General features: G+C 70.3%; 22 protein-coding genes and 1 tRNA gene. 19 read left to right on the forward strand and 4 right to left on the reverse strand.

Annotated features, from left to right (window positions below; translation table 11 throughout):
- Positions 1–3: 3 nt before the first annotated feature.
- The gene (locus ACZ5LB_RS06580) at positions 4–1,173 is read left to right on the forward strand and encodes an HD domain-containing phosphohydrolase (protein WP_464605386.1); all 1,170 of its coding nucleotides are present in this window, start codon (positions 4–6) and stop codon (positions 1,171–1,173) included.
- Between the two features lie 6 nt (positions 1,174–1,179).
- On the opposite strand, the gene ACZ5LB_RS06585 is transcribed toward ACZ5LB_RS06580, so the two are convergent.
- From ACZ5LB_RS06585 to smc, 3 genes are all read right to left on the reverse strand, one after another.
- Positions 1,180–2,055: a YicC family protein gene (locus ACZ5LB_RS06585; RefSeq protein WP_464605387.1), complete on the reverse strand. Its 876-nt coding sequence runs from the start codon at positions 2,053–2,055 to the stop codon at positions 1,180–1,182.
- An 82-nt stretch (positions 2,056–2,137) separates the two neighbouring features.
- Positions 2,138–3,514: a DNA repair protein RadA gene (gene radA / locus ACZ5LB_RS06590; protein ID WP_464605388.1), complete on the reverse strand. Its 1,377-nt coding sequence runs from the start codon at positions 3,512–3,514 to the stop codon at positions 2,138–2,140.
- Positions 3,515–3,928: 414 nt separating this feature from the next.
- The gene (gene smc, locus ACZ5LB_RS06595) at positions 3,929–7,435 is read right to left on the reverse strand and encodes a chromosome segregation protein SMC (protein WP_464605389.1); all 3,507 of its coding nucleotides are present in this window, start codon (positions 7,433–7,435) and stop codon (positions 3,929–3,931) included.
- A gap of 181 nt (positions 7,436–7,616) precedes the next feature.
- Here smc and ACZ5LB_RS06600 point away from each other — a divergent pair, with 181 nt between their 5' ends.
- The 17 genes from ACZ5LB_RS06600 to ACZ5LB_RS06680 all read left to right on the forward strand — a co-directional run bounded on the left by ACZ5LB_RS06600 (position 7,617) and on the right by ACZ5LB_RS06680 (position 21,745).
- The gene (locus ACZ5LB_RS06600) at positions 7,617–8,315 is read left to right on the forward strand and encodes a hypothetical protein (RefSeq protein WP_464605390.1); all 699 of its coding nucleotides are present in this window, start codon (positions 7,617–7,619) and stop codon (positions 8,313–8,315) included.
- On the forward strand, positions 8,312–8,908 hold the full coding sequence (locus ACZ5LB_RS06605; protein ID WP_464605391.1) for a PilN domain-containing protein: 597 nt from the start codon (positions 8,312–8,314) through the stop codon (positions 8,906–8,908). The genes ACZ5LB_RS06600 and ACZ5LB_RS06605 overlap by 4 nt, the downstream gene beginning before the upstream one ends.
- A gap of 2 nt (positions 8,909–8,910) precedes the next feature.
- On the forward strand, positions 8,911–9,486 hold the full coding sequence (locus tag ACZ5LB_RS06610; RefSeq protein ID WP_464605392.1) for a hypothetical protein: 576 nt from the start codon (positions 8,911–8,913) through the stop codon (positions 9,484–9,486).
- A complete protein-coding gene (locus tag ACZ5LB_RS06615) occupies positions 9,483–10,118 on the forward strand; it encodes a hypothetical protein (RefSeq protein ID WP_464605393.1) in 636 nt (211 codons plus the stop codon). The genes ACZ5LB_RS06610 and ACZ5LB_RS06615 overlap by 4 nt, the downstream gene beginning before the upstream one ends.
- Before the next feature lie 24 nt (positions 10,119–10,142).
- Positions 10,143–11,960 carry a secretin N-terminal domain-containing protein gene (locus ACZ5LB_RS06620; protein WP_464605394.1) on the forward strand — a complete coding sequence of 606 codons (1,818 nt, stop codon included), beginning with the start codon at positions 10,143–10,145 and terminating at the stop codon, positions 11,958–11,960.
- Positions 11,957–12,421: a type II secretion system protein gene (locus ACZ5LB_RS06625; protein ID WP_464605395.1), complete on the forward strand. Its 465-nt coding sequence runs from the start codon at positions 11,957–11,959 to the stop codon at positions 12,419–12,421. Before ACZ5LB_RS06620 ends, ACZ5LB_RS06625 begins: the two co-directional genes overlap by 4 nt.
- 151 nt (positions 12,422–12,572) lie before the next feature.
- Entirely contained in the window at positions 12,573–13,304 is a 732-nt protein-coding gene (locus ACZ5LB_RS06630) for a hypothetical protein (RefSeq protein WP_464605396.1), read from the forward strand.
- Positions 13,304–14,167: a PilN domain-containing protein gene (locus ACZ5LB_RS06635; protein WP_464605397.1), complete on the forward strand. Its 864-nt coding sequence runs from the start codon at positions 13,304–13,306 to the stop codon at positions 14,165–14,167. The genes ACZ5LB_RS06630 and ACZ5LB_RS06635 overlap by 1 nt, the downstream gene beginning before the upstream one ends.
- Positions 14,164–14,748 carry a hypothetical protein gene (locus ACZ5LB_RS06640; RefSeq protein WP_464605398.1) on the forward strand — a complete coding sequence of 195 codons (585 nt, stop codon included), beginning with the start codon at positions 14,164–14,166 and terminating at the stop codon, positions 14,746–14,748. Before ACZ5LB_RS06635 ends, ACZ5LB_RS06640 begins: the two co-directional genes overlap by 4 nt.
- A complete protein-coding gene (locus ACZ5LB_RS06645; protein WP_464605399.1) occupies positions 14,745–15,428 on the forward strand; it encodes a hypothetical protein in 684 nt (227 codons plus the stop codon). Before ACZ5LB_RS06640 ends, ACZ5LB_RS06645 begins: the two co-directional genes overlap by 4 nt.
- Before the next feature lie 19 nt (positions 15,429–15,447).
- Positions 15,448–17,835 (forward strand): secretin N-terminal domain-containing protein, encoded by a 2,388-nt coding sequence (locus tag ACZ5LB_RS06650; RefSeq protein ID WP_464605400.1) that lies wholly within the window; start codon positions 15,448–15,450, stop codon positions 17,833–17,835.
- Positions 17,832–18,290 carry a type II secretion system protein gene (locus ACZ5LB_RS06655; protein ID WP_464605401.1) on the forward strand — a complete coding sequence of 153 codons (459 nt, stop codon included), beginning with the start codon at positions 17,832–17,834 and terminating at the stop codon, positions 18,288–18,290. The genes ACZ5LB_RS06650 and ACZ5LB_RS06655 overlap by 4 nt, the downstream gene beginning before the upstream one ends.
- A 96-nt stretch (positions 18,291–18,386) precedes the next feature.
- A tRNA-Leu gene (locus tag ACZ5LB_RS06660) sits at positions 18,387–18,473 on the forward strand.
- A 95-nt stretch (positions 18,474–18,568) separates the two neighbouring features.
- Entirely contained in the window at positions 18,569–18,838 is a 270-nt protein-coding gene (gene rpsO / locus ACZ5LB_RS06665; protein ID WP_464605402.1) for a 30S ribosomal protein S15, read from the forward strand.
- Positions 18,839–18,906: 68 nt separating this feature from the next.
- On the forward strand, positions 18,907–19,584 hold the full coding sequence (locus ACZ5LB_RS06670; protein ID WP_464605403.1) for an NUDIX domain-containing protein: 678 nt from the start codon (positions 18,907–18,909) through the stop codon (positions 19,582–19,584).
- Positions 19,581–20,183, forward strand: coding sequence for an L-threonylcarbamoyladenylate synthase (locus ACZ5LB_RS06675; RefSeq protein WP_464605404.1), 603 nt, complete (start codon positions 19,581–19,583; stop codon positions 20,181–20,183). Before ACZ5LB_RS06670 ends, ACZ5LB_RS06675 begins: the two co-directional genes overlap by 4 nt.
- Before the next feature lie 2 nt (positions 20,184–20,185).
- Complete coding sequence (locus tag ACZ5LB_RS06680) at positions 20,186–21,745, forward strand: M28 family peptidase (RefSeq protein ID WP_464605405.1); 1,560 nt, start codon at positions 20,186–20,188, stop codon at positions 21,743–21,745.
- Here ACZ5LB_RS06680 and ACZ5LB_RS06685 read toward each other — a convergent pair.
- Positions 21,742–22,206, reverse strand: a complete 465-nt coding sequence (locus ACZ5LB_RS06685; RefSeq protein ID WP_464606295.1) for a methylglyoxal synthase — start codon at positions 22,204–22,206, stop codon at positions 21,742–21,744. The two genes, ACZ5LB_RS06680 and ACZ5LB_RS06685, sit on opposite strands and share 4 nt — an antisense overlap.
- A 269-nt stretch (positions 22,207–22,475) precedes the next feature.
- On the opposite strand from ACZ5LB_RS06685, the gene ACZ5LB_RS06690 reads away from it, so the two are divergent.
- Positions 22,476–22,781 (forward strand): hypothetical protein, encoded by a 306-nt coding sequence (locus tag ACZ5LB_RS06690; RefSeq protein WP_464605406.1) that lies wholly within the window; start codon positions 22,476–22,478, stop codon positions 22,779–22,781.
- Positions 22,782–23,099: the final 318 nt, after the last annotated feature.

A 23,099-nucleotide genomic window follows, 5' to 3' on the forward strand; every position in this document is an offset into this window, starting at 1 on the left:
CCCATGCTCGCCAGAATCCTTTTCGTGGACGACGACCCCTTCCTCACCGCCGCCTTCGGCCGGGCCTACCGCAAGCGGTTCGACTTCCACGCCGCGGCCACCGGGGACGAGGGCCTGGAACTCATCCGCACCTCCCTGCCCTTCGCGGCGGTGGTGGCCGACATGCGCATGCCGGGCATGGACGGGGTGGAGTTCCTCGCCGAGGTCAAGCGCATCTCCCCGGATTCCTCCCGCATCATGCTCACCGGCCAGGCGGACCTGGAGACCGCCATGGAGGCCGTGAACAAGGGCCACGTGTTCCGGTTCCTGAACAAGCCCTGCGACGAGGAGAGCATGGCCGAGGTGCTGGAGGCCGGCATCCGGCAGTACGACCTGGTCACCGGCGAGCGGATCCTCCTGGAGCAGACCCTCACGGGCAGCGTCCAGACCCTGGTGGACCTGCTTTCCGTCTTCGACGCCAAGATCTTCGGGCGGAGCCAGCTCCTGCGGGAATATGCCCTGAAGATGGCCGGCCGCATGGGCATCCGCAACCCCTGGGACCTGGGCCTGGCGGCCCTGCTGGCGCCCATCGGACGCCTGGCCATCCCCGTGGACGTCCAGGCCAAGGTGGCCCGGGGCGAGCGCCTGACCGTGCAGGAGCAGGAGGCCTTCCGCACGGTGCCCGAGGTGGGCTCCCGCATGGTGGCCAACATCCCCCGGCTCAAATCGGTTTCCCGCATCATCCTGTATTCGGCCAAGGACTACGACGGCGAGGGTTACCCCATGGACGGCACCCGGGGGGAGGACCTCCCCCTGGAGTCCCGGATCCTCCGGGTGGCCACGGATTTCGTGGAGGGATTGCGCCTGCGCCGCTCCCGCAACGTGGTCTTCGAGCAGCTCCGCCTGAAGAAGGGCGCCTACGACCCGGCCGTGCTGGCGGCCCTCGGTGGCCTGCTGGGCGCCGACCCGGCGGCCGAGCCTGAAGCCAGCCATCGCCTCCTGGACATCGAGAACCTGGCCCCCGGCATGCTCCTCATGGCCGACGTGCTCAACCCGGACGGCATGATCCTCATCCCCGCGGGCACCCGGCTCTCCCTGATCCAACTGGAGCGCCTGCGGCACCTGAGCCGCCTGGGGCGCATCGAGGAACCCATCCTGGTGGACGTTCCCGAAGACCTCGAACCCCGGTCGTGACCTCTCTTATTCCAGGTTCGCGCCCTGCTCGCGGATCTGGTCCAGGACGCCCTTGGCCTCCATGACCGCCCGGGTCATGGCCAGGCGCTTGCACTTGGAACCGCAGGTGTTGAGTTCCCTCAGCACCTCCTGGCTCCACACGTCCAGGGCCTTGCCCCCCAGGTTCCCCTTGCGCAGGCGCTCCCGGAAGTCGTCCAGGTGGGAGGCCAGGCGAACGAGCTCCTCCCGCACGTCCTCCCGCAGGGCCAGGGCGCCCGCCTCGGCGATGACGCGCTCGGCCGGCAACTGCCCGGACAGACGGGCGTCCTCCAGCACCTGCTCCAGGCGCTTGCGGTACAACTCGGGCAGTTCCCGGGCCTGGGCTTCGCTCTCGGCCTGGAGGGCGGCGCACAGGGCCTCCAGGCGGGCGGCGCCGTCCTGGAAGGCGGGCAGGAGACGCTCGCCTTCCTTCTCGCGCCCCTGGTTCCACAGCTTCAACAGGGTGTCCAGGGCTTCCAGGATGGAGCCCTCCAGGCGCTCGGCCAGGTCCGCGGAGGGCGGCAGCCAGGCGCCCGGCAGCCGGAAGAAGGCCTCGGCCGAAAGGGGCGGGAGATTAAGCCATTCGGCGTCCTCCTGCCAGGTCTTGGCCATGGACCGCAGCAGGGACCGGTTGATCTGGGGCTCCAGGGAAGGCTCGTCCTGGACCTCCACCGCCAGGTCCACCTTGCCGCGCAATGCGGCCTCGCGCACCCGGGCCCGGATGGCGGCCTCCAGGGGGAAGAAGGACGGGTGGATGCGCAGGGAGATGTCCAGAGCCTTGTGGTTCACGGAGCGCACCGTGAGCCGCAGCGCCCCCCTTTCCAGGGGGAGGACGGTCTCGGCATAGGCGGTCATGGAGCGCATGGGCAACCCTCGCTGCCTCGAGTCTACCCGCTGCGGCCCGCCGCGCCGCCCCCGGGAAGGCCCCGGCCCGGGGTTCGTGACTTCAGTCCTGGCCTTCGGTTCTCCCCATGAGCCAGGCCTTGCCCTTCAGGCGCTCCATGCCCAGCTCGGCGAAGAGCTCCAGGGGCGAGGACGCCGCGACGTCCAGCCCCATGCGCGGCACCGCGGCGCTGTGGAAGCCCAGCCTGGCGCCCTCCTGCAGCCGCAGCGGCAGCTGCGAGACGGGCCGCACCTCGCCCGTGAGCCCCACCTCGCCCAGGAACAGGCACCGGGGCGCCAGCACGCGGCCCGTGGCGCTGCTGGTGAGCGCGGCGATCACGGCCAGGTCCGCGGCCGGGTCCTCCACCTCGAGGCCGCCGGCCACGTTGAGGTAGACGTCCCGGTCGTGGAGCTGCACCCCGCCCCGGCGCTCGGCGACGGCGCAGAGCATGGAGAGGCGCTGCCCGTCGATGCCCAGCGCGGTGCGCCTGGGAATGCCCAGGCCCGCGGAGGCCACCAGGGCCTGGATCTCCACGATCACCGGGCGCGTGCCGGAGAGCGCCACGGTGGCCGCGCAGCCCGGCCTGGGCTCGGCGTCCAGCCAGAAGGGGTTGCCCTCGGCGGGCACGAGGCCGCGCTCGGTCATGGCGAAGACCCCCAGCTCGAAGGCCGCGCCGAAGCGGTTCTTGAGGGCGCGCAGAAGGCGGTGGTGGTGGTGGCGGTCCCCCTCGAAGGCCAGCACGGTGTCCACCAGGTGCTCCAGCACCTTGGGGCCGGCGAGGGTGCCGTCCTTGGTGACGTGGCCCACCAGCACCAGCGGGGTGCCGGTGCTCTTGGCCCAGCGCGCCAGGAGCGTGGCGCACCCGCGCACCTGGCTCACGGAGCCCGCGGAGGACTCGAACTCGGGATCGAAGAGCGTCTGGATGGAATCCACCAGGAGCAGCGCGGGCTTCATGCGGTCCGCGGCCTCCAGGATCCGGCGCACGTCGGTTTCGGCGAAGAGGTGGATGCCCGGACTCTCGGCGCCCAGGCGCTGGGCGCGCAGCTTGATCTGGCGCTCGCTCTCCTCGCCGCTGGCGTAGAGAACGTCCCCGCCGCAGGTGGCGGCCCACTGCAGCACGAGGGTGGACTTGCCGATGCCGGGCTCGCCCCCCAGCAGCACCACCATCCCGGGCACCACGCCGCCCCCCAGCACGCGGTCCAGTTCCGGAAGGCCCGTGGCGGCGCGGCTGGTTTCGCTGATCTCCACCGACAGCAGCGGCACGGGATCCTGGTAGCTGCTCTGGGAGAAGGCGCTCCGCGCCCGGGAGAGGTCCTTCTTCAGGCCGCCCCGCACTTCCTCGATGGTTCCAAAACCCCCGCAGGCGCCGCACTTGCCCATGGGCTGGGGGAAGCGCGCCCCGCAGGCGGTGCATTCGTAGTGGGAGGAGACCTTGGCCATGTATTGACTGTAACCGGGGCGGGGGTTCCCGGGCCCCGGGACCCGTCAAGGCGAAAAATGCAGGGAATTGAACCCCCCCTGGAAAAAAGGACCGGAAAAGTCCCCGCGGACCCCCGCAACAAGTGTGTTTCCGGCCGTTTACGAAACGGTCACACGGGCGGTTCCGGGGAGCGCTGTGGAAAACCTTGTGGATTTCCGGCCTGGACCCCATGGAATCCAGCCCAATCCGCCGGAACCCGGGTGGGGGGGACGGGGGGACCGCATGGGTCATCACGCCTACATTCAATACTTAGTCAAAAAGAATGCAACCTGTTGGATAAATCGAACATCAATTAGTTTTCCACACTTTCAGGTTTCTTTCGTGTTGACAACCCGAAGGCGGGCCAAACCGTTCATGACAATCCCATGACCGTTTCAAACCAGCTGCGCCGCCTCCCGCAGCTGCACGCTCACGAGCCTGGATACGCCCATCTCCTCCATGGTCACCCCATAGAGGGTGTCGGCCGCGATCATGGTCGGTTTCTGGTGGGTGATGACGATGAACTGGGTGCCTTCCTTCATGCGCTGCACCATGGCCGCGAAGCGCCCCACGTTGGCCTCGTCCAGCGGCGCGTCCACCTCGTCCAGCACGCAGAAGGGGCTCGGCTTGTAGTGGAAGATGGCGAACAGGAGCGAGATGGCGGTGAGCGCCTTCTCGCCGCCGCTGAGCAGCGTGAGGGCCTTGGCGCTCTTGCCGGGGGGCTGCGCGGTGATCTCGATGCCGCACTCCAGCAGGTCCTTGGGGTCCTGGAGGATCAGCGTCGCCGCGCCGCCCCCGAAGGCCTCGCGGAACACCTCGTGGAACCGCGCGTTGATGAACTCGAAGGCCTCGCGGAAGCGCTCCTCGCTGGTGGCGTTGATCTCGCGAATGGTGGATTCCAGGTTCCCGATGGCCTCCGTCACGTCGCGCCGCTGCTCGTTCATGAACGCCAGCCGGTCCTCGGCCTCCTGCAGTTCCTGGATGGCCAGCGGGTTCACGCCGCCCAGGTCCAGGCGCTTGCCCTGCAGCTCCTGCATGCGCGTCTGGTGCACCAGCTCGCCCAGGGACCAGGCCTCCTTCTCCTCGTCCGTGATGGACGCAAGGAAGTCGGGCACCGTGAAGCCGAGCGCCAGCTCGATCTCCCGGGACATGGCCTCCATGCTCCCCTGCACCTGGGCGCCCTGGAGCAGGGACTCCTGGTGCAGCTGACGGGCGTTTTCCAGGGCCTGGCCCAGTTCGCGCGCGTTGCGTTCCTGCACCCGCAGGAACTCCTGGGCGCTCTCGATGCCCGGCAGGGCGGCGCCCTGCTCCTCCACCAGCTCCTGGCGCTCGCCCAGCAGGCGGTTGGTCTCCACCTCCAGCTCCGCCAGGCGCGCGGTGGCCTGGTCCGCCTTCTCGGCGCTCAGGGCGATGTCCGCCCGCACGCGGCCCTTCTCGGCCTCCAGGTCGTAGACGCCCCGCTGCAGCTGCTGCAGGTGGCGCTGGGAGGCGTCCCGCTCGGACCAGGCGGTGCCCCGCATGCGCGAAGCCTCCACCAGGATCTCGCGCCGGTCGTCCAGGGCCTTCTGGGCCTCCGCGCGCCGGGCCTCGGCGGCGTGCACCGCCTCCACCAGTTCGGCCTCCTCGGGGTTTTCCGCCGGGGCCTCCAGGTCGCGCAGCTGCGCCTGCAGGGTGGCGATCTCCGCTTCCAGGAGCTCCCACTGGGCGTCGGCGCGCTCCTGGGCCTCCTTGATCTCCCGCAGCTGGCCCGCGGCCGAGGCCCTGCGGCCCTTGAGGTCCTCCAGCACGCGCCGCGCGGACAGGTGGTCCTCGTCCATCTCCTTGAAGCGGTCCGCGGCCTCCCGCATGCGGTAGTCGGCGGCCTTGGCCGCGGATTCCAGGGCCTCCACCCGGTCCAGGCCCTCCTCCCGGGCGGCCTTGGCGGCCTCGAACTCGTGCCGGAGCTTCAGGGGGCTCGCGGCGGGCGCGGCCACGCCGGCCTGCACGGGGCCGTGGGGCAGCTTCACCAGGGACGGCGACACGAAGGCCAGCCCCGGGTGGGCCTGGGCCAGGGCGGCGAGCTCCGCGTCCCCGCAGGTGAAGGCGCGGTTCAGGAGCCCTTCCAGGGGCCGGGGCCGGCCCGGCTTCCACCGCACCGCGTCGCGCAGGGACAGGGCGCCTTCGGGCGCGGGCTCGGGGTCCGCGGCGCCGCCGGCGCCGAAGAGGAGCTGGCCCGGGGCCTCCCAGGCGCCGGGGGCCCCGCCCACGTCGACGGTGTGGATCCAGGCGCCCAGGAGCCGCTCCAGGTCAGGGAGGTGTTCGTCGTCCACGGTGACCGCGTCCACGAAGGAGGTGGGCAGGACGCCCCTGGCCCGGAGCCACTCCAGGGCCTTGCGCTGCTCGTCGGACCCGGCCGCGTCGCGCAGGAGATCGCCCAGCTGGCGCATGCGCAGCTCCTGGGCCTCCAGGGCGCCCTCGGCCTCCCGCAGCGCGGCGCCGGCGGCGCGGTGGGCGTCGGCGGTCTCCTGGCGGATGCGGGCCTGCACCTGGACGGCCTCCTCCATCTGCTCCAGGCGGCCCGCGGCCCCTTCCTCCTCCCGGGCCAGGCGCAGGGCCTCGGCCTCCAGGGTCTCCAGGCGCGGCGCGCGGATAGCCTCCTCGTGGTTGAGCGAATCCAGGCGCCCGGAGCGCTGGGCGATCTCCTGGTGCACGGCCTGGCGCCGCCGCTGGGCGGCCAGGGCCTCCCGTTCGGCCTCCACCCGCCGGGCCCGCAGGTCCTTGAGCTCGCCCTCGATGTGACGCAGGGCGCCCCCGGCCAGGGCCACGGCCTCCTCGGCCTCGGCCACCAGGGCGTCCCGCGCCGCCAGGGCGGCCTCGGCGGCCTGGAGGGCCTCCTGCAGCCGGGCCGTTTCCGCCTCGGTGTCGCCGGAGCGCGCGTCGAGCTCTTCCAGGCGGGCCTGGAGGAGGGCCGCGGCCTGCTCCGAATCGCGGATGCGCTCGCCCTGGAAGCCGCGGTCCTGGTCCAGGAGGCCCAGGCGCTGGTCCAGCCCCATGACGGCGCGGGCGCGCTTTTCCTGCTTGTGGTTCATCTCGTCCAGGGCCAGGCGCAGGGCCTCCACCTCCGAGGACTTCTCCGAAGCCTGGGCCGTCAGCGCGGCGATGCGCCGCTCCAGGGCGTCGAGGTTCTCCAGGATGCGCTCCTTGGCCTCCTCCAGCTCCGTGGCCTTGCCGGCCAGGAGGATGCGCTGGGTGGCCTTGATGGCCACGTCCAGCTCCTGGGCCCGGCGGGCCTTGGCGGCCTGGCGCTTGAGGGACTCCTGCTGCTTGTTCAGCTCGAAGAGGATGTCGTCCAGGCGCAGGAGATTGGCCCGGGTCTCCTCCAGGCGGCGCTCGGCGTCGGTGCGGCGCAGCTTGTAGCGGGTGATGCCGGCGGCCTCCTCCAGGAGGGAGCGCCGGTCCTTGGGCTTGGACGAGAGGATGAGGTCGATCTGGCCCTGCTGGATGAAGGAGTAGGCCCGGGTGCCCATGCCCGTGTCCATGAGCAGGTCCGACACGTCCTTGAGGCGGCACTCCCGGCCGTTGATGCGGTACTCGCTGCCGGTTTCCCGGTAGAGGCGGCGGCTGACGATCACCTCGCGCACGGATCCGGGCAGTGCGGGGTCGGGCATCTCCAGGGTCAGCTTGACCTCGGCCATGCCCATGGGCTTGCGCTGGCCGGTGCCGGCGAAGATCACGTCGGCCATTTCGGAACCGCGCAGCAGGGTGGCCCGCTGCTCCCCCAGGACCCAGGCCAGGGCGTCGGAGATGTTGGATTTCCCACATCCGTTGGGACCCACCACCGCCGTCATCCCCACCGGGAAGCTGAGCTTCTGGGGATCCGCGAAGGACTTGAATCCATTAACTTCTAATGCAATGAGTCGCAATCGAACCCTCTCAACCCGGGAACCACCTAACCATTCGCTCCATTAACTTCTCCGAAACACCCGCTTGCCACGCAACCCTGGCGATGTTGGCCGACTCATCTTCCCACTGGCCCGAATTATTTAAGGCTTATATTTATTCCAAAGGAGGGGTGTCATGTGGCGAGGCGGTGGACAAGCTTCCATGGTATGGCTGGAACCCCACCGCGTCCACGCCGGAGGGCAGGCCCGGGCCCTTTCGGGCTCCGTGACGGTGGATACCCTCGTCATGGCCCTGCAGGACCTCCCCCCGGGCCCGGCCCGGTGGGTGGTGGACGATGCCTGGATCCCCTCGGTGCTCCTGCGCGACATCGTGGAGCTCCCCGCCGGTACCGAGGCCCGGGAGGCGTTCTTCCGGTGGCGGTTCGCCCAGAGCCTGGCCCTGGAGGCCCCCCAGGCGGTGCAGGCCGCCCCGCTGGAAGACAACGCCTGGCTCCTGACGGGTGTCGCCGAGGCCACGCGGGGGGACTGGGTGCAGGCCTCGCTGACCCTGGGCCGGCCCATCCGGAGCCTTCTGCCCCGGTGGCTCTGGCTGTACAACCGCCTCGCCCCCTCCCGGGAGGTGCCCGGGATGCTCCTTTCCCTGTGCCCGGCCGGGGATGGCGCCTACACCGGGACCCTCGCGGCCTGGGGGCGGCACCTGGCCCTCCTGCGCCCGTGGCACGACCCCGCCCCGCCCGAGGTGTGGGTGCAGGAGCGGGTGCTGCCGTCCATCGCCTACCTCCACCGGGAGTCCCGGTCGCCCCAGGAGCTCCTGGTGTGGGGCGCCCCCGCCTGGCCCGGGTGCGGGATCCCCTGCCGGATCCTTCCCCCGGAGATCCCCGCCAAGGAGACCCTCCCATGAGCATCCCGGCGCTCCGGATCGACATGGCCCCGCCCAGTTCCCCCTGGCGGCTCAACCACGGCGCCATCGGCTGGACCGTCCTGGCCGCGGGGATCCTGGCGCTGGCGGCCTCGACCGTCGCCACCCTGCGGGCCCACGCCCAGGCTTCCAGGTCCGGGCAGCAGGCCGCGCGCACCCTCATGCGGGCCCGCCAGTCCGAGGACGCCAACCGGCGCGTGCTGGACGAGCTGCGCAGCGTGGACGTGGCCCGGGAGATGCCCCGGTGGCGCCTGGCGGAACGCATCCTCACGGAGCGCAGCCTGCCCTGGTCCCGCCTCACCTCCGAACTCGAACGCAGCCTGGTGGAGGGGGTGCGGGTGCGGTCCCTCCAGCGCACGCGGGGGGCGGACCAGAAGGTCCAGATCAAGGTGCGGGGCGAGGCCCGCACGCGGCAGGCCGAGGCCGGCTTCGTGGAGGCCCTGCGGGCGAATGCGTTCTTCGAGCAGGTGGTCCTGGAACGCGAGAGCGAGCGCCAGGGGGGCGGCGTGGACTTCGAGTACGCCCTGGCCGCCCGAGCCGTGCCGCTCCCTTACGCCCCCCTGGCCGGGAAGTGAGCATGCTTGCCACGCTCCGGGCCAGCACGATCCGCACCGCCGCCGGCTCCGCCCTGGCCCTGGCGGCCCTGGGGGTGTTCGTCTTCGCGCTGCCGGGCGCTTCCCGGCGCCGCCAGGCCAGCGAGAAGGCCGCACTCACGGCCATGGCGGACCTGAAGCGCCAGGAGGACGAGCTCAAGGCCAGCGAGGCGGAGGCCGAACGCATCCGCGTGGACCGCAAGGTCCTGGACGACCTCCTGGGCGACATGCCCGCCGAGGGCGTCGGGGACCTCCACTGGAAACTCAGCGGGCGTCTCTTCGACCTGGCCGGGAAGCACGGCGTCAACCTCGTCTCCGTGAAGTACGGCGCCCCCGCCAAGGAAGGGGCCAAGGGCAGCGCCCTGGAGTCGGTGGACGTGGAGTTCATCCTGTTCGGGATCTTCAAGGACCTGAAGGCCTTCATGCTGTCCCTGGAGGGCGGCAGGCTGCCCTTCGCCGTGGTCAGCGCCAAGCTGGACGAGGCCCCCGAGGGCGCGCACCTCACGGTGGTGCTCAGGGCCTTCCGGCGCGCGCCGGGCCTTGCCGGGGAGGAACCGTGAAACCGTCCATCAAGGGCGCCGACGCCCGGTCCATGCTCCAGGATCTCAAATCCAACCGCCGCGTCCAGGTGGCCCTGGCGGCCCTGCTCGCCATGGCCTGGTTCCTTTGGCCCGCCGCCAAGCCGCCCAGGAAGCCTGCGCATCGCGCCGCCGTGCCCCTCGGGAACCGCCAGGCCCGGGAGCTCCAGAGGCTGCCGGACCTGTCCGCGCTGGCCCAGGCCGGGGACCTGCCTTCGGCGGAGCCCATGGCGCGGGACATCTTCCTCTTCGAGGCGCCCCCGCCGCCGCCGCGGCCCCCTGGACCCGTCAAGCCTCCACCTCCCCCGACCCCTGAGGAACTCGCGGCCAGCCAGCTCGCCGCGGAGCGCGCCCGGGAAACCGCGTCCAGGCCCCAGCTCCGTTTCCTGGGGTACCTGGGCAACGCGGAATCCGGGCGGCTGGGGGCCTTCATGAAGGGCGAGGAGCCCCTGGTCCTCGCCCAGGGCCGGCTCATCGACCCCCGGTGGCGCCTGGTGCGGGTCACGGACGCGGCCGCCGAGTTCCAGAACGTGAGGTTCGCCGACCTCAAGCACCGCATTGAAGCCGTCGAGGCCCGGGGCCCGGCGGCCCGCTCAACGTCCAACGAATTCTGAACCAGCCGGAAGGAAGCGATGCGCATGACGCCACCCCAAACCCTCACGAAGGCCTTCGCGGCCGCCCTGGTTCTCTCGCTGGCCCTGGGCTGCGCCATCCACAAGGCCCAGGCCACCTTCGACGAAGGCCGGTACGAGGAGGCCCTGGAGCAGTACCGGAGGATCCTGGCCAAGGACCCCGGGAACATCCAGGCCCGCATCGGGTTCCGCAGGACGGCCCCCCTCGCCGCGGAGGCCCACCTGGTCAAGGCCCGGGAGGCCCGCAAGCAGGGCCGGGACGAGGAGGTGCGCCGCGAGGTGGCCGCGGCCGTGGTCCTGGACCCCGCCAACGCGGTGGCCGTGGACTGGATGAACCGCCTGGAGGAGGACGAGGCGCGGAAGCGGGAAAAGGCGGAGAAGGAAGGCAGCGTCGAGGAGGCCCGGCAGCGCGCCGGGGCCCGGCCCGCCCTGCCCATCAACCCGCGGTCCCTGGAGGGGATGGACCTGAACTTCTCCCGCAAGACCAGCCTGAAGGAGATCTTCCAGCAGCTGAGCAAGGCCTCGGGGGTCAACATCATACTCCACGGCTCCGCCAGCGCCCAGGACCCGGGCGTCTCGGTGGACCTGCGGGGGCTGCCCTTCCAGAAGGTGCTCGACACCCTGATGCTCCAGAGCGACCTGTTCTACAAGGTGCTGGACCCCAACAGCATCATGGTGTTCCGGAAGACCCCCCAGAACCTCAACGAATTCGAGAACCGCCTCATCCAGACCTTCTACCTCTCCAACGCCGAGGTGGACAGCGTGCGCCAGATTTTCAACGCGATCATGCCCCAGATGCGCGTCTTCATGGACAAGCGGCTCAATGCCCTCACGGTGCAGGCCCGGCCCTCGGACCTGCCCATCGCCCAGCGCATCGTCAGCCAGCTGGACAAGGCCAAGGCCGAGGTGGTGGTGTACCTGGAACTGGTGGAGGTGAGCGAGACCGCCAAGGAGCAGGTGGGACTCCTGCCCACCCTCAACCTCGCGGATCCGGGCGCGAGCGCGGGCATCTACCGGGTGGGCGCCATCACCACCAGCACCAGCGGCGGCCTCAACACCAACGCCGGCGGCCTGCGCATCCGGAAGTCCAACCTCAACTTCCTCTTCGCCCCCCTGGCCCTGGACGCGCTCAAGGCCAACGGCGAGGGCAAGCTCCTGGCCAGCCCCAACGTCCGCGTCGTCTCGGGCGAGACCGGCGAGGTGAACATCGGCGAGAAGGTGAGCACCACCCAGTCCCAACTGGGCGGCCTGGGCAACGCGGCGGCCTCGGCCGGCACCCAGGCCACCAACGCCCTGGCCGCCCTCGGGGGCAACCTCGCCACCCAGACCCAGTACAGCTACGAGGACGTGGGCGTCCAGATCAAGGTGAAGCCCCGGGTCCACTTCAACGGGGACATCACCATCGACCTGGAGTCCACGGTCAAGACCCTCAAGGCCGGATCCACCCCGGGCCGGCCCGACCTGGGCCAGCGCATCATCAAGACGTCGGCCCGGCTCCGGGACGGCGAGACCGCGATCTTCGGCGGCCTCCTCAAGGAGGACGAGACCCGGAGCCTCCAGGGCGTCTGGGGCATCACCGACCTGCCCATCCTGGGAAAGCTCTTCGGCAACAACCGCAAGGACAAGAGCCGCACCGACGTGATCCTCACCCTGCGCGCGGTGATCGTGCGCAAGCCCGACCTGGGCGAGTCGGACTTCACCCCCTTCGACCCCGACCAGACCTCCACCGCCATCAAGCCCTTCGCGCCCAGGCCCGAGCCCCCGCCCCTGCCGCCGGGCCTGCGGGAGGAATCCCGGCCCCCCGCGGCCGAACCCGCGCCATGACCCGCGCCCGTAAGCGCCTCGGCTTCACCCTTCTCGAAATGGCCGTGACCGCCACGGTGGTCGCCGCGTTCGCGGCCGGAATCCTGCCCCTGACCCTGAACAAGGTGCGCCGGGACCGCGAGCTGCACCTCCGCCGGGCGCTCCAGGAGCTTCGCGGGGCCATCGACGCATACAGGGCGGTCGCGCTCCAGAACCGGGCCCAGGGGCCCCCGCCGGCCAACGACGGCTACCCGGGGTCCCTGGAGGCCCTGGTGGAGGGGGTGACGGTGCCCGGCGCCCGGAAGAAGGTCCGGTTCCTCCGCCGCATCCCCACCGATCCCTTCACCGGCGAGGCCACGTGGGGCCTTCGTTCCATGGCCGACGATCCCGCCAGCGCCACCTGGGGCGGCGGGGATGTCTTCGACGTCCACAGCCTGGCCCCCGGCAAGGGGGCCAATGGCATCGCGTACCGCCGCTGGTAGGAAAAAAGGCCGGGGGCCGTCCCCGCCCTTGGGAATCACCAACCCCGGCGATACTATGGGGGGTCGATTTGCCCTGAGCCGGAGTTCCCTTGCCCAAGAACCGTGGAACCAATCCCCCTGCCGCCAGCCCTGCCCATGGGGGGCGGGGACGATGAGCGCCATGGCCCTGGGGAACAAGACGGCGTCCATGGTGTGGCTGGAACCCCACCGCATCCACGCCGGAGGGCAGTCCCGGAGCCTATCGGGCCCCGTCACCCAGGACGTGCTGCTCATGGCGCTCGAGGGCCTGCCTCCCGGCCCCACCCACTGGGTGGTGGACGACGCCTGGATCCCCTCGCTCCTGATCCGGGACATCGTGGAGATTCCCGCCGGTTCCGAGGCCCGGGAAGCCTTCTTCAAATGGAGGTTCAACCAGAGCCTGGCCCTGGAGGCCCCGCAGTCCGTGCAGGCCCTGGACCTGGGCGAGAACGCCTGGCTCCTGGCCGGCATCGCCGAGGAGACCCGGGAGAGCTGGATCCAGGCGTGCCTCACCCTGGGCCGGCCCATGCGCAGCCTCATTCCCCGCTGGCTCTGGCTGTACAACCGTCTGGCCTCCAGCCGTGAGGTCCCCGGCATGCTCCTGTCCCTCTGCCCCGCCGGTCCCGACGCCTACACCGGCACCCTGGCCTCCTGGGGGCGCAACCTCGCCCTCCTGCGGCAGTGGACGGAGCCCGCCACCGCCGAGGCCTGGATCCAGGAGCGGGTGCTCCCCTCCTCCGCCTACCTCCAGCGGGATTCCCGGTCGCCGCAGGAAGTCCTGGTGTGGGGGGCCTCCGCCTGGCCCGACTGCACCCTTCCCACCCGGATCCTCCAGCCCGAAATCCCGGCCCAGGAGGCGCTCTGATGGCCGTCCCCACACTCAAGCTCGACCTCGCCCCCCCCAGCACCCTGTGGCGCCTCAACCACGCCGTCATCGGTTGGGCGGTCCTGGCCGCGGGCGGCCTGGTGCTGGCCGGCGCCCTGGGCTTCACCCTGAGGGCCTACCAGCAGGCCTCCAGGGCCGGCAAGCTCACCGTGGCCACCAACGCCCGCACCCGGCTCATCGAGGATTCCCAGCGCAAGGTCATGGACGAGCTCCGCTCCGTGGACGTGGCCAAGGAACTGCCCCGGTGGCGCCTGGCCGAACGCATCTTCACCGAACGAAGCCTGCCCTGGTCCCGGCTCACCGCCGAACTCGAGCGCAGCATGGTGCCCGACGTGCGGCTGAAGTCCCTGCAGCGCACCCGCGGCGCCGACCAGAAGGTGCAGGTGAAGGTCCGGGGCGAAGCCCGCACCCGGGATGCGGAGGCCGCCCTGGTGGAGTCCATCCAGAAGAACCCCTTCTTCGAGCAGGTGATCCTCGAGCGGGAATCGGACCGCCAGGGCGGAGGGGTCGACTTCGAATACACCCTGGCCGTCCTTTCGGTTCCGCCGCCCTACAAGCCCCTGCCCAAGTTCGGTCCGCAGCCCAAGACGCCCAAGACCGCTGCGGCAGCGCCAAAACCCGCGGCGGCCGCCGCCAGGCCCGCCCCGGCCGTGCAGCGGCCCGCCCCGGCCTCCCCCGTTCCCGCCGTTCCGCGCCCGGGATTCATCCAACGCCCGCCCCTTCGGCCCCCCACCGTCGACCAGGGCCTCACGAGCCGGGAGAACCCTCTGGACGCCTCCCCGGTGCGGGTCCCCAGACCCCCCAGATCCCGCCCACGGCCCTCCGGCGGAGGTGAGGAATGATCGCGCCGCTCCGTTCCAGCACCCTCCGGCTCATGGGCGGCGGCGCCATGGCCGTGGTGGGTCTGGCCATCCTGCTGTTCGTGCTGCCCGACGCGTCCCAGCGCCGCGGCCGCAGCCTCAAGGCCGCCCAGGACGCCACCCGCGACCTGGAGCGCAAGAACGCCGACCTCAAGGCCTACCAGGCCGAGGCCGAGCGCATCCGGGCCGACCGCAAGGCGCTGGACGAGCTCCTGCGCACCATGCCCGCCGAGAGCGTGGGACAGCTGCATTGGAAGCTCAGCCAGACGCTCTTCGAACTCGCCCAGAAGCACGGGGTGCGCCTGGTGTCCGTGAAGTACGGCGCGCCCAGCCGGGAAGGCGCCAAGGGCAGCCTGCTGGAGGCCGTGGACGTGGAGTTCACCCTCACGGGGGTGTTCAAGGGCCTGAAGACCTACATGCTCGCCCTGGAGGGCAGCCGCCTGCCCTTCGCGGTGGTGAGCGCCAAGCTGGACGAGAGCCCCGAAGGGGCCCACCTGACGGTTATCCTGAGAGCCTTCCGCCAGGCGCCGGGCGCCGCGCTGGAACCCGGGGAGGGAGCATGAGCGCGCCCGGCAAGGAAACCAAGGGCATCAAAGGCATCAATGGCACCAATGCCAAGGCCATGCTGCAGGACCTCAAGTCCAACCGCCGGGTGCAGGCCGCCCTGGCGGCGCTGGCCCTGATGATCTGGTACCTGTGGCCGACCTCCACCCCGGCCGCCGCCCCCAAGGGCGTCGAGGCCCGGCGCGCCGCCGCCGTGGCCCTGGGCGACCGCCAGGCCCGGGAGCTCCAGAAGCTGCCTGACCTGGCCAAGCTGGACAAGGCCGGGGAGCTGCCCACGGAAGACCGCATGCTGCGCGACCTCTTCCTGTTCGAGGGGCCCCAGCCCCCGCCGCCGCCTCCGCCCCCCCCGCCCCCGCCGCCGCCGCCCCCCACCGCCGAGCAGCTCGCGGCCCAGGCCCTGGCCGCGGACCGGGCCCAGCAGTCGGGGAGCAAGCCCCAGGGGCTCCGCTTCCTGGGCTACCTGGGCACGAAGAAATCCGGGCGCCTGGGGGCGTTCATGAAGGGCGACGAGCCTCTCACCCTCAAGCAGGGCGAACTGTTCAACCCGCAGTGGCGGCTGGTCAAGGTCACCGAGGCCTCCGCCGAATTCCAGAACGTGAAGTTCGGGGACATCAAGTTCCGGATCGACGCCGTGGATCCCCGCGGCGCCTCCGGCACGGGGCCGGCCAATGAATTCTGAAATCCACCGGAAGGAAACGATGCGAACCCTGCGACCCACCCTCGACCACCTGGCCAGGACCCTCGCGGTCACGGTGTCCCTTGTTTTCGCCCTGGGCTGCGCCCTCCACAAGGCCCAGGCCTCCTTCGACGAGGGCAAGTACGAGGAGGCGCTCGCGCAGTACCGCCAGATCCTCAACAAGGATCCCGGCAACATCCAGGCCAAGATCGGCTTCCGCAAGACCGCGCCGCTGGCCGCGGAGGCCCACCTGGTCAAGGCCCGGGAGGCCAAGAAGCGCGGCCGGGAGGACGAGGTGCGCCGCGAGGTGGCCTCGGCCGTGGTGCTGGACCCCTCCAACCAGGTGGCCGTGGACTGGATGAACCGCCTGGAGGAGGCCGCGGCCCGCCAGCGCGCCGCGGAGGAGAAGGAAGGCAGCGTCGAGGAGGCCCGCCAGCGCGCCGAGGCCAAGCCCGCCCTGCCCATCAACCCCCGCTCCCTGGAGGGCATGGACCTGAACTTCACCCGCAAGACGAGCCTGCGCGAGATCTTCATGCAGCTCAGCAAGACGTCGGGCGTCAACATCATCCTCCACAGCTCCGCCAGCGCCCAGGACCCCAGCGTCTCCGTGGACCTGCGCGGGCTCTCCTTCCAGCGGGTGCTCGACACCCTGATGCTCCAGAGCGACCTGTTCTACAAGGTGCTCGACCCCAACACCATCATGGTGTTCAAGAAGAGCCCCCAGAACCTCACCGACTACGAGAACAAGCTCATCCAGACCTTCTACCTCTCCAACGCCGAGGTGGACGCGGTGCGGTCGATCTTCAACGCCATCCTGCCCACCATGCGGGTTTTCGTCGACAAGCGGCTCAACGCCATCACCGTGCAGGCCAAGGCCACGGACCTCTCCATCGCCCAGCACATCGTCGCCCAGCTCGACAAGGCCAAGGCCGAAGTGGTGGTCTACCTCGAACTGGTGGAGGTGAGCGAGACCGCCAAGGAGCAGGTGGGTCTCCTGCCCACCGCCAACCTCACCGACCCCAGCGCCAATTCCGGCATCTACCGCATCGGCGCCATCACCAGCAACACCACCTCCGGCTTCAACTCCAACACCGGGGGCATCCGCATCTCCAAATCCAACCTGAACTTCCTGTTCGCGCCCCTGGCGCTGGACGCCCTCAAGAGCAGCGGCGAAGGCAAGCTGCTGGCGAGCCCCAACGTGCGGGTGATCTCCGGTGAGACCGGCTTCGTCAACATCGGCGAGAAGATCAGCACCACCCAGTCCAGCCTGGGCGGCACCACCACCGGCACCACCGCCGGCACCACCGCGGCCTCGGCCCTGGCCAGCCTGGGCGGGACCCTCGCCACCCAGACCCAGTACAGCTACGAGGACGTGGGCGTGAAGATCACCGTGAAACCCCGCGTCCACTTCAACGGCGACATCACCGTGGACCTGGAGTCCGAGGTCAAGACGCTCAAGGCCGGCTCCACCCAGGGCCGCCCCGACCTGGGCCAGCGCATCATCAAGACCTCGGCCCGGCTCCGGGACGGCGAGACCGCCGTGTTCGGCGGCCTCCTGAAGGAGGACGAGACCAAGAGCCTCCAGGGCATCTGGGGCGTCACCGACATCCCCATCCTGGGCAAGCTCCTGGGCAGCAACCAGAAGAACAAGAGCCGCACCGACGTCCTGCTGACCCTGCGCGCGGTCATCGTGCGCAAGCCCGACCTGGGCGAGGAGGACTTCGGCCCCTTCGACCCCGACCAGGCCCCCGGCGCCGCCAAGCCCTTCGCGCCCAAGCCCGACCGCAAGCCGCTTCCCTCGGGCCTCCAGGACGAGACCTCCGCGCCCACGGCCAAGGCCACCCCCAGGGCGCCCGAGGGCCCCGCCGCGGCCCCCGCCCAGGCTCCCAGCCAGACCCCCGCCCCGGCCGCGGCCCAGGCGCCGGCCCCCGTCACCGCACCTGTCCCCGCACCGGCCCCCGGCAAGGCCGCCGAGGCCCCCAAGGAAGCCGCGCCGGCCCCCATGGCCGACGCCACATCCTCCCTGGTGTTCTTCATGTCGCCGCTCTCCACCGAGGCCACCAAGGGCCAGCGCCTTTCGCTGAACCTCTTCGCCAGCGGGGCCCAGGGACTCACCTCCGGAACCATGACCCTCCAGGTGGATCCGCGCCTCAAGGTGCTCTCCGTGAACGCCGGGGACTTCCTCACCGGCGAGGGCGGCGCCCTCTCCCAGGGCGCGTCCAAGGACGGCGTCCTCCTGCTCACCTTCAACCGCGCCTCGGGCGCCACGGACAGCGGCACCTTCGCGGTGATCGAGCTCGAGGCCCTGGAACCCGGCAAGGCCACGGTGATGATCCAGGACGGCAAGTACCTCGTCGGCACCAACCCCATCCCGGCGCGCTACGTGAATTCCCTGGTGACCATCCAATGACCCTGCGCCAGCGCGGCTTCACGCTCCTGGAGATGCTGGTGACCGCCACGGTCCTGGTGATCCTCGCCTCGGCGGTGGTCCCCATGGCGCGCAACGGGGTGCGCCGGCAGCGGGAGCTGGAACTGCGCCGCGACCTGCGCGAGATGCGCCTGGCCATCGACGCCTACAAGGCCGCCGCCGACGGCAACAAGATCAAGTCGCCGCCCCCCGAGAACAACGGGTATCCGGAAACCCTGGAGAGCCTGGTGGAGGGGGTGCCCGTCACCGGCAAGATCGGCAAGACCCGCTTCCTGCGCCGCATCCCCGTGGATCCCTTCACGGGCAAGGCCGAGTGGGGCATGCGCTCCATTATCGACGACCCCACCAGCTCCAGCTGGGGCGGCGGGAACGTGTACGACGTCTACAGCCTGGCCCCCGGGACCGGGTCGAACGGGGTCCCGTACCGGCAGTGGTGAACCCGGGATGAAATTGGTGCTTGATCCCGGCACTGACCCAGGCTACGATTATGTTTCGCGCACAAATGGACTCTCGAGGGGGGACAGCGCAGAATTGCGGATATGGCGGAATTGGTAGACGCGCTAGCTTCAGGTGCTAGTGATCGCAAGGTCGTGGGGGTTCGAGTCCCTTTATCCGCACCAATCTTGACACCGTCCGGGGATCTCCGGACTCGACCTTGGAGCCGGCTCGGGGCTGGTCCACAGGTGACGGGAACTCACCCCAAAAGGAGCCGACGATGGCCCTGAACGTGGAACAGAAGAAGATCATCATCGAGGATTACAAGCAGCACGACACCGACACCGGTTCGCCCGAGGTCCAGGTGGCCATCCTCACCAAGCGCATCAACGACCTGACCGAGCACTTCAAGGTGCACGCCAAGGACTACCACAGCCGCCGCGGCCTCATGATCATGGTCGGCCAGCGCCGTCGCCTGCTGGACTACCTCCGCCGCAAGGACAAGGCCCGCTACAGCTCGCTCATCGAGCGCCTGGGCCTGCGCCGCTAGTCCTGACCGATCCGACCACGCACAAGCGCCCGCTCCCGCAGCGGGCGCTTGTTCATTCAGGGAACCCCGTGAGCCTCCCGCCCCTTCCCGTCCCCGCAGACCCCAACCCGTACCGCGTGACGGATCGCAAGCTCCTCTACGACTCCCCCTGGATCCGCCTGCGGGAGGACCGGGCCGAGCATCGTTCGGGCGGCCGGTGCCTTTACGCCGTCTGTGGCTTCCGGCGCACCGCCTGCGGGGTCCTTGCCCTGGACGACCAGGACCGCGTCGTCCTGGTGGGCCAGTGGCGCTACCCCCTGGAAACCTACACCTGGGAGCTGCCCGAGGGCGGCGGCGAAACCCACGAGAGCCCCTTCGAGACCATCCGCCGGGAGCTGGCGGAGGAGGCCGGCCTGGAGGCGGCGGAATGGCAGCCCCTGGCCTTCTTCCACACCAGCAACTCCAGCACGGACGAGGAGACCTTCCTTTTCCTCGCCCGGGACCTGGCGCCCTCCGGCGGCGCCCACGGGCCCGAGGACACCGAGGAGCTCACCTGTCTCCGGGAACCCTTCGAACACTGCGTCCAGCGGGTCCTCACCGGCGAGATCACCGACAGCCTCACCGTGGTGGCCCTGCTCGCCCTCAAGGCCCGCCGCGACGGCGCCGCGGGGGAGCTGGATCCGGCCCTGGCCGAGCGGTTCTTCCAGCGCCCCGATCGCCATCCCAGCGCGGGACGGGCCCGATGGGATAACCTGGAACCATCATGATCCTCTCCCTCCACCCCAAGAATCCCCAGCAGCGCCACCTGGACCAGGTGGCCGAGGTCCTCTCCCGGGACGGCGTCATCGCGTACCCCACCGACACGCTGTACGGCCTGGGCTGCCTGGTGTCCCGCAAGAAGGCCGTGGACCGCATCCAGTCCATGAAGGGCCGCGACCCCAAGAAGCCCATGTCCATCCTCTGCGCGGACATGGAGATGCTCTGCCGCTACACCCGCCACCTGGACACCCCCACCTTCCGCATCCTCAAGCAGATGTTCCCGGGCCCCTACACCGCCGTGCTGCCCTGCAGCCACGAAGTGCCGCGCTACCTCCAGAGCAAGCGCACCGTGGGCCTGCGCATCCCCGACCACACCTTCTGCCGGGCCATCACGCGCCTCGTGAACGAACCCATCATCACCACCAGCTGCAACGTCTCCGGCGAGGAGCCGCTGACGACCTCCTGGGAGATCCAGGAGGCCCTGGGGTACCTCCTGGACCTGGTGGTGGACTGCGGCGATCCCGCGGGCCTGGCCTCCACGGTGGTGGACCTCACCGGGGACGAGCCCGTGCTCCTGCGCCAGGGAGCGGGCCCCTGGCCCCTGTGACCATGCGTTCCCCCCTTCCCGCCCTCCTCGCCTTCACCCTCCTGCACGGGGGCGCCCCCAAGGTGCAGGAAGCCCCCATCCGCGCCCACCTGGCCTTCCTGGCCGACGACCTCCTGGAGGGCCGCGGCACCGGGCAGCGCGGCGGCGACCTGGCCGTGGCCTACCTGGAGGCGCAGGTGCGCGCCCTGGGCCTGGCCCCCGCCAACGGCGCCAGCTACCGCCAGCGCATCGACGTGCTGGGCGCGAAGACGCTCCCGGCCAGGAGCGCCATCACCTTCCGCGGCCCCGGCGGCGAACTCGCCCCGGCGTTCTTCCAGGACGTGGTGGCCACCACCGGCCAGGGCGTGCCCGAGACCGCCTTCGAGGCCCCCGTGCTCTTCGTGGGCTTCGGCATCGACGCCCCAGGGGAGCGGTGGGACGACTACAAGGGCGTGGACTGCCGCGGGAAGCTCCTGCTCATGCTCGTGAACGAACCGCCTCCCACCGCCGCGGAACCCGGCCTCTTCGAAGGCGAAAGCCTGAGCCGCCATGGCCGCTGGACGACGAAATTCGAGGAGGCCGCGCGCAAGGGCGCCGCCGGGGTCCTCCTGGTGCACACCGACGCCTCGGCCACCTACAGCTGGTCCGTGGTGACGGCGGGGTTCCAGGGCGAGAAGTTCATGGTGGCCTCCGGCCCCCGCCTGGCGCCCCTGGAGGGCTGGGTCACCGAGGCCTTCGCGCGGCGCCTGGCCAAGGCCGGGGGCCAGGACCTGGACGCCCTGCGCCAATCCGCCGCCACCCGCGAGTTCCGCCCCGTGCCCTTGGACCTCACCGCCAAGGCCCGCCTGGAAAGCGCCGTGCGCACCTTCCCCCAGTACAACGTCGCCGCGCTCCTCCCCGGCACCGACCTCAAGGACGAGGCCGTGGTCTTCTCCGCCCACTGGGACCACCTGGGCATCCAGGACGGCCGCATCTTCAACGGCGCCGTGGACAACGCTTCCGCCGTGGCCTCCCTGCTGGCCCTGGCCCAGGCCTCCGTGGGCCGGCCCACGCGGCGCACCCAGCTCTACCTGTTCACCTGCGGCGAGGAGCAGGGCCTCCTGGGCGCCGAGGGCTACGTGCGCCAGCCCCTGTGGCCCCTGGCGAAGACCGTGGCCGACCTGAACTTCGAGAGCCTCAACTGGGTGGGCCCCAGCCGCGACATCGAGTTCCTGGGCGGCGAGCGCAGCACCCTCCTGGACCTGGGCCGCACCGTCGCCGCCTCCATGGGCATGACCCTTCGCAAGCCCGAGCCCGACACCCAGGGCCTCTACTTCCGCAGCGACCACTACCCCTTCGCCAAGGCCGGCATCCCCGCCCTGAGCCCCGGCTTCAGCCTCGCCGGCCAGCGGGACTACCTGGAGAACCCCGAGGCCTCCCGGGCCAAGGGCCTCTCCTACCTGGGCGTCTACCACCGCACCACGGACCGCTACGACCCCGCCTGGGACCTGCGGGGCATGGTGCAGCAGGCGCAGTTCATCCTGGAGCTGGGCCGGGCCGTGGCGGATGCCCAGGCGCGGCCGGCGTGGAAACAAAACCCCTAGCCTTCCGCCTTGAGCCGGTCCCGGTGCGCCTTGTAGTCGGGCACCAGGCGCGTGTACCCAGCCGTCATCAGCGGTGAGCTGATGATGAAGTCCGCCGAGCAGCGGTTGCAGGCCACCGGGATGTTCCACACCGCCGCGATGCGCAGGAGCGCCTTGACGTCGGGGTCGTGGGGCGCCGGCTCCAGGGGATCCCAGAAGAAGATCAGCAGGTCGATCTCGCCCTCGGCGATCTTGGCGCCGATCTGCAGGTCGCCCCCCAGCGGACCACTGAAGAGCTTGGTGATGTCCGGCCCCAGGATCTGCTCCAGGAGCGTCCCCGTGGTGCCCGTTGCGTAGATCTCGTGCTCGAGCAGCAGGGCCTTGTTGAACTGCACCCACTCGAGCAGTTCGGGCTTCTTGTGGTCGTGGGCGACGAGGGCGATCCGCTTGCGGCTGGACAGGGGGATCTCGATCTGGGCCATGCGTTCCTCCGGCTGGTGCACGTTCAGCCTCCCATGACGCGACCAGCTTGGCCACCAGCGAAGAACCTGCCGCCATGGGAATTCAAGTTCTATCGCAATGAATCTTGAATCAGTCCCGGCCCTCCGCAGGAACCTTGGCGCGCCAACCTCCACTCCATTCATTCGAGTGGAGGCCGCGCGCCTTCCAGCCCCAGGCACGCCACCCAGCCTGGAGAAACACCGTACCCGGTCGGCCCCGCGCATGACCTGACCCACCCAGGAGCCCCACCATGCGCATGCACGCCTTGTTCCCCCTGGTCGCCCTGACCCAATTCGTCTCCGCCCAGTCGGCGGAGGAACCCTGCGACAACGCCGAGGATGCCCGCGCCCTCGCGGAATCCGAAACCCTGGGCGAGGCCGTGACCACGCGCAGGATCATCCAGACCGACGGCACCAAGGGCTGGGAGGTGCTGGTGCACATGCCGGGCCGCGCGCAGGGCTGGCGCGTCATCATCGACCGGGACCTGGCCAAGGTGCGCTGGAAGGAGGCCATCCGGAACCCACCTTCCCGACGAGTCGTGATCATCGCCAGATAGGGCTGCCGGGGAACTACCGCCCGCAAAAAACTCCATCAAAGGGCCTATCGCCGAGGCGCCGAAGACGCCGAGGATCGCCGAAAAAAGAAGATCTTTTCTCGGCGAACCCCGGCGCCTCGGCGCCTCGGCGATAGTTTTTTCATTTCGAATTGTCTCAATGACGGGATCAGGACGGCCTTCGACCACCCCTCCCAAAGCTCTTCTCAAGAGCAGGCCCGAGTGAGTGTGGGTCTAGGCCTTCACTCAATTCCGGGAACAACCCAAAAAGGATTTCAAAACTTGGCTTCAGCCTAACCAACGGAATTCAGGCTGGATTGC

This window comes from Mesoterricola sp. MK458 (assembly GCF_055384935.1).

Excerpts from the sequence above, each read along its gene's own strand:
- ACZ5LB_RS06580 (WP_464605386.1), top strand. The coding sequence starts at position 4 with ATGCTCGCCAGAATCCTTTTCGTGGACGACGACCCCTTCCTCACCGCC.
- ACZ5LB_RS06585 (WP_464605387.1), bottom strand. The coding sequence starts at position 2,055 with ATGCGCTCCATGACCGCCTATGCCGAGACCGTCCTCCCCCTGGAAAGG.
- radA (WP_464605388.1), bottom strand. The coding sequence starts at position 3,514 with ATGGCCAAGGTCTCCTCCCACTACGAATGCACCGCCTGCGGGGCGCGC.
- ACZ5LB_RS06600 (WP_464605390.1), top strand. The coding sequence starts at position 7,617 with ATGGTATGGCTGGAACCCCACCGCGTCCACGCCGGAGGGCAGGCCCGG.
- ACZ5LB_RS06605 (WP_464605391.1), top strand. The coding sequence starts at position 8,312 with ATGAGCATCCCGGCGCTCCGGATCGACATGGCCCCGCCCAGTTCCCCC.
- ACZ5LB_RS06610 (WP_464605392.1), top strand. The coding sequence starts at position 8,911 with ATGCTTGCCACGCTCCGGGCCAGCACGATCCGCACCGCCGCCGGCTCC.
- ACZ5LB_RS06620 (WP_464605394.1), top strand. The coding sequence starts at position 10,143 with ATGACGCCACCCCAAACCCTCACGAAGGCCTTCGCGGCCGCCCTGGTT.
- ACZ5LB_RS06625 (WP_464605395.1), top strand. The coding sequence starts at position 11,957 with ATGACCCGCGCCCGTAAGCGCCTCGGCTTCACCCTTCTCGAAATGGCC.
- ACZ5LB_RS06630 (WP_464605396.1), top strand. The coding sequence starts at position 12,573 with ATGAGCGCCATGGCCCTGGGGAACAAGACGGCGTCCATGGTGTGGCTG.
- ACZ5LB_RS06635 (WP_464605397.1), top strand. The coding sequence starts at position 13,304 with ATGGCCGTCCCCACACTCAAGCTCGACCTCGCCCCCCCCAGCACCCTG.
- ACZ5LB_RS06640 (WP_464605398.1), top strand. The coding sequence starts at position 14,164 with ATGATCGCGCCGCTCCGTTCCAGCACCCTCCGGCTCATGGGCGGCGGC.
- ACZ5LB_RS06645 (WP_464605399.1), top strand. The coding sequence starts at position 14,745 with ATGAGCGCGCCCGGCAAGGAAACCAAGGGCATCAAAGGCATCAATGGC.
- ACZ5LB_RS06650 (WP_464605400.1), top strand. The coding sequence starts at position 15,448 with ATGCGAACCCTGCGACCCACCCTCGACCACCTGGCCAGGACCCTCGCG.
- ACZ5LB_RS06655 (WP_464605401.1), top strand. The coding sequence starts at position 17,832 with ATGACCCTGCGCCAGCGCGGCTTCACGCTCCTGGAGATGCTGGTGACC.
- rpsO (WP_464605402.1), top strand. The coding sequence starts at position 18,569 with ATGGCCCTGAACGTGGAACAGAAGAAGATCATCATCGAGGATTACAAG.
- ACZ5LB_RS06675 (WP_464605404.1), top strand. The coding sequence starts at position 19,581 with ATGATCCTCTCCCTCCACCCCAAGAATCCCCAGCAGCGCCACCTGGAC.
- ACZ5LB_RS06680 (WP_464605405.1), top strand. The coding sequence starts at position 20,186 with ATGCGTTCCCCCCTTCCCGCCCTCCTCGCCTTCACCCTCCTGCACGGG.
- ACZ5LB_RS06685 (WP_464606295.1), bottom strand. The coding sequence starts at position 22,206 with ATGGCCCAGATCGAGATCCCCCTGTCCAGCCGCAAGCGGATCGCCCTC.
- ACZ5LB_RS06690 (WP_464605406.1), top strand. The coding sequence starts at position 22,476 with ATGCGCATGCACGCCTTGTTCCCCCTGGTCGCCCTGACCCAATTCGTC.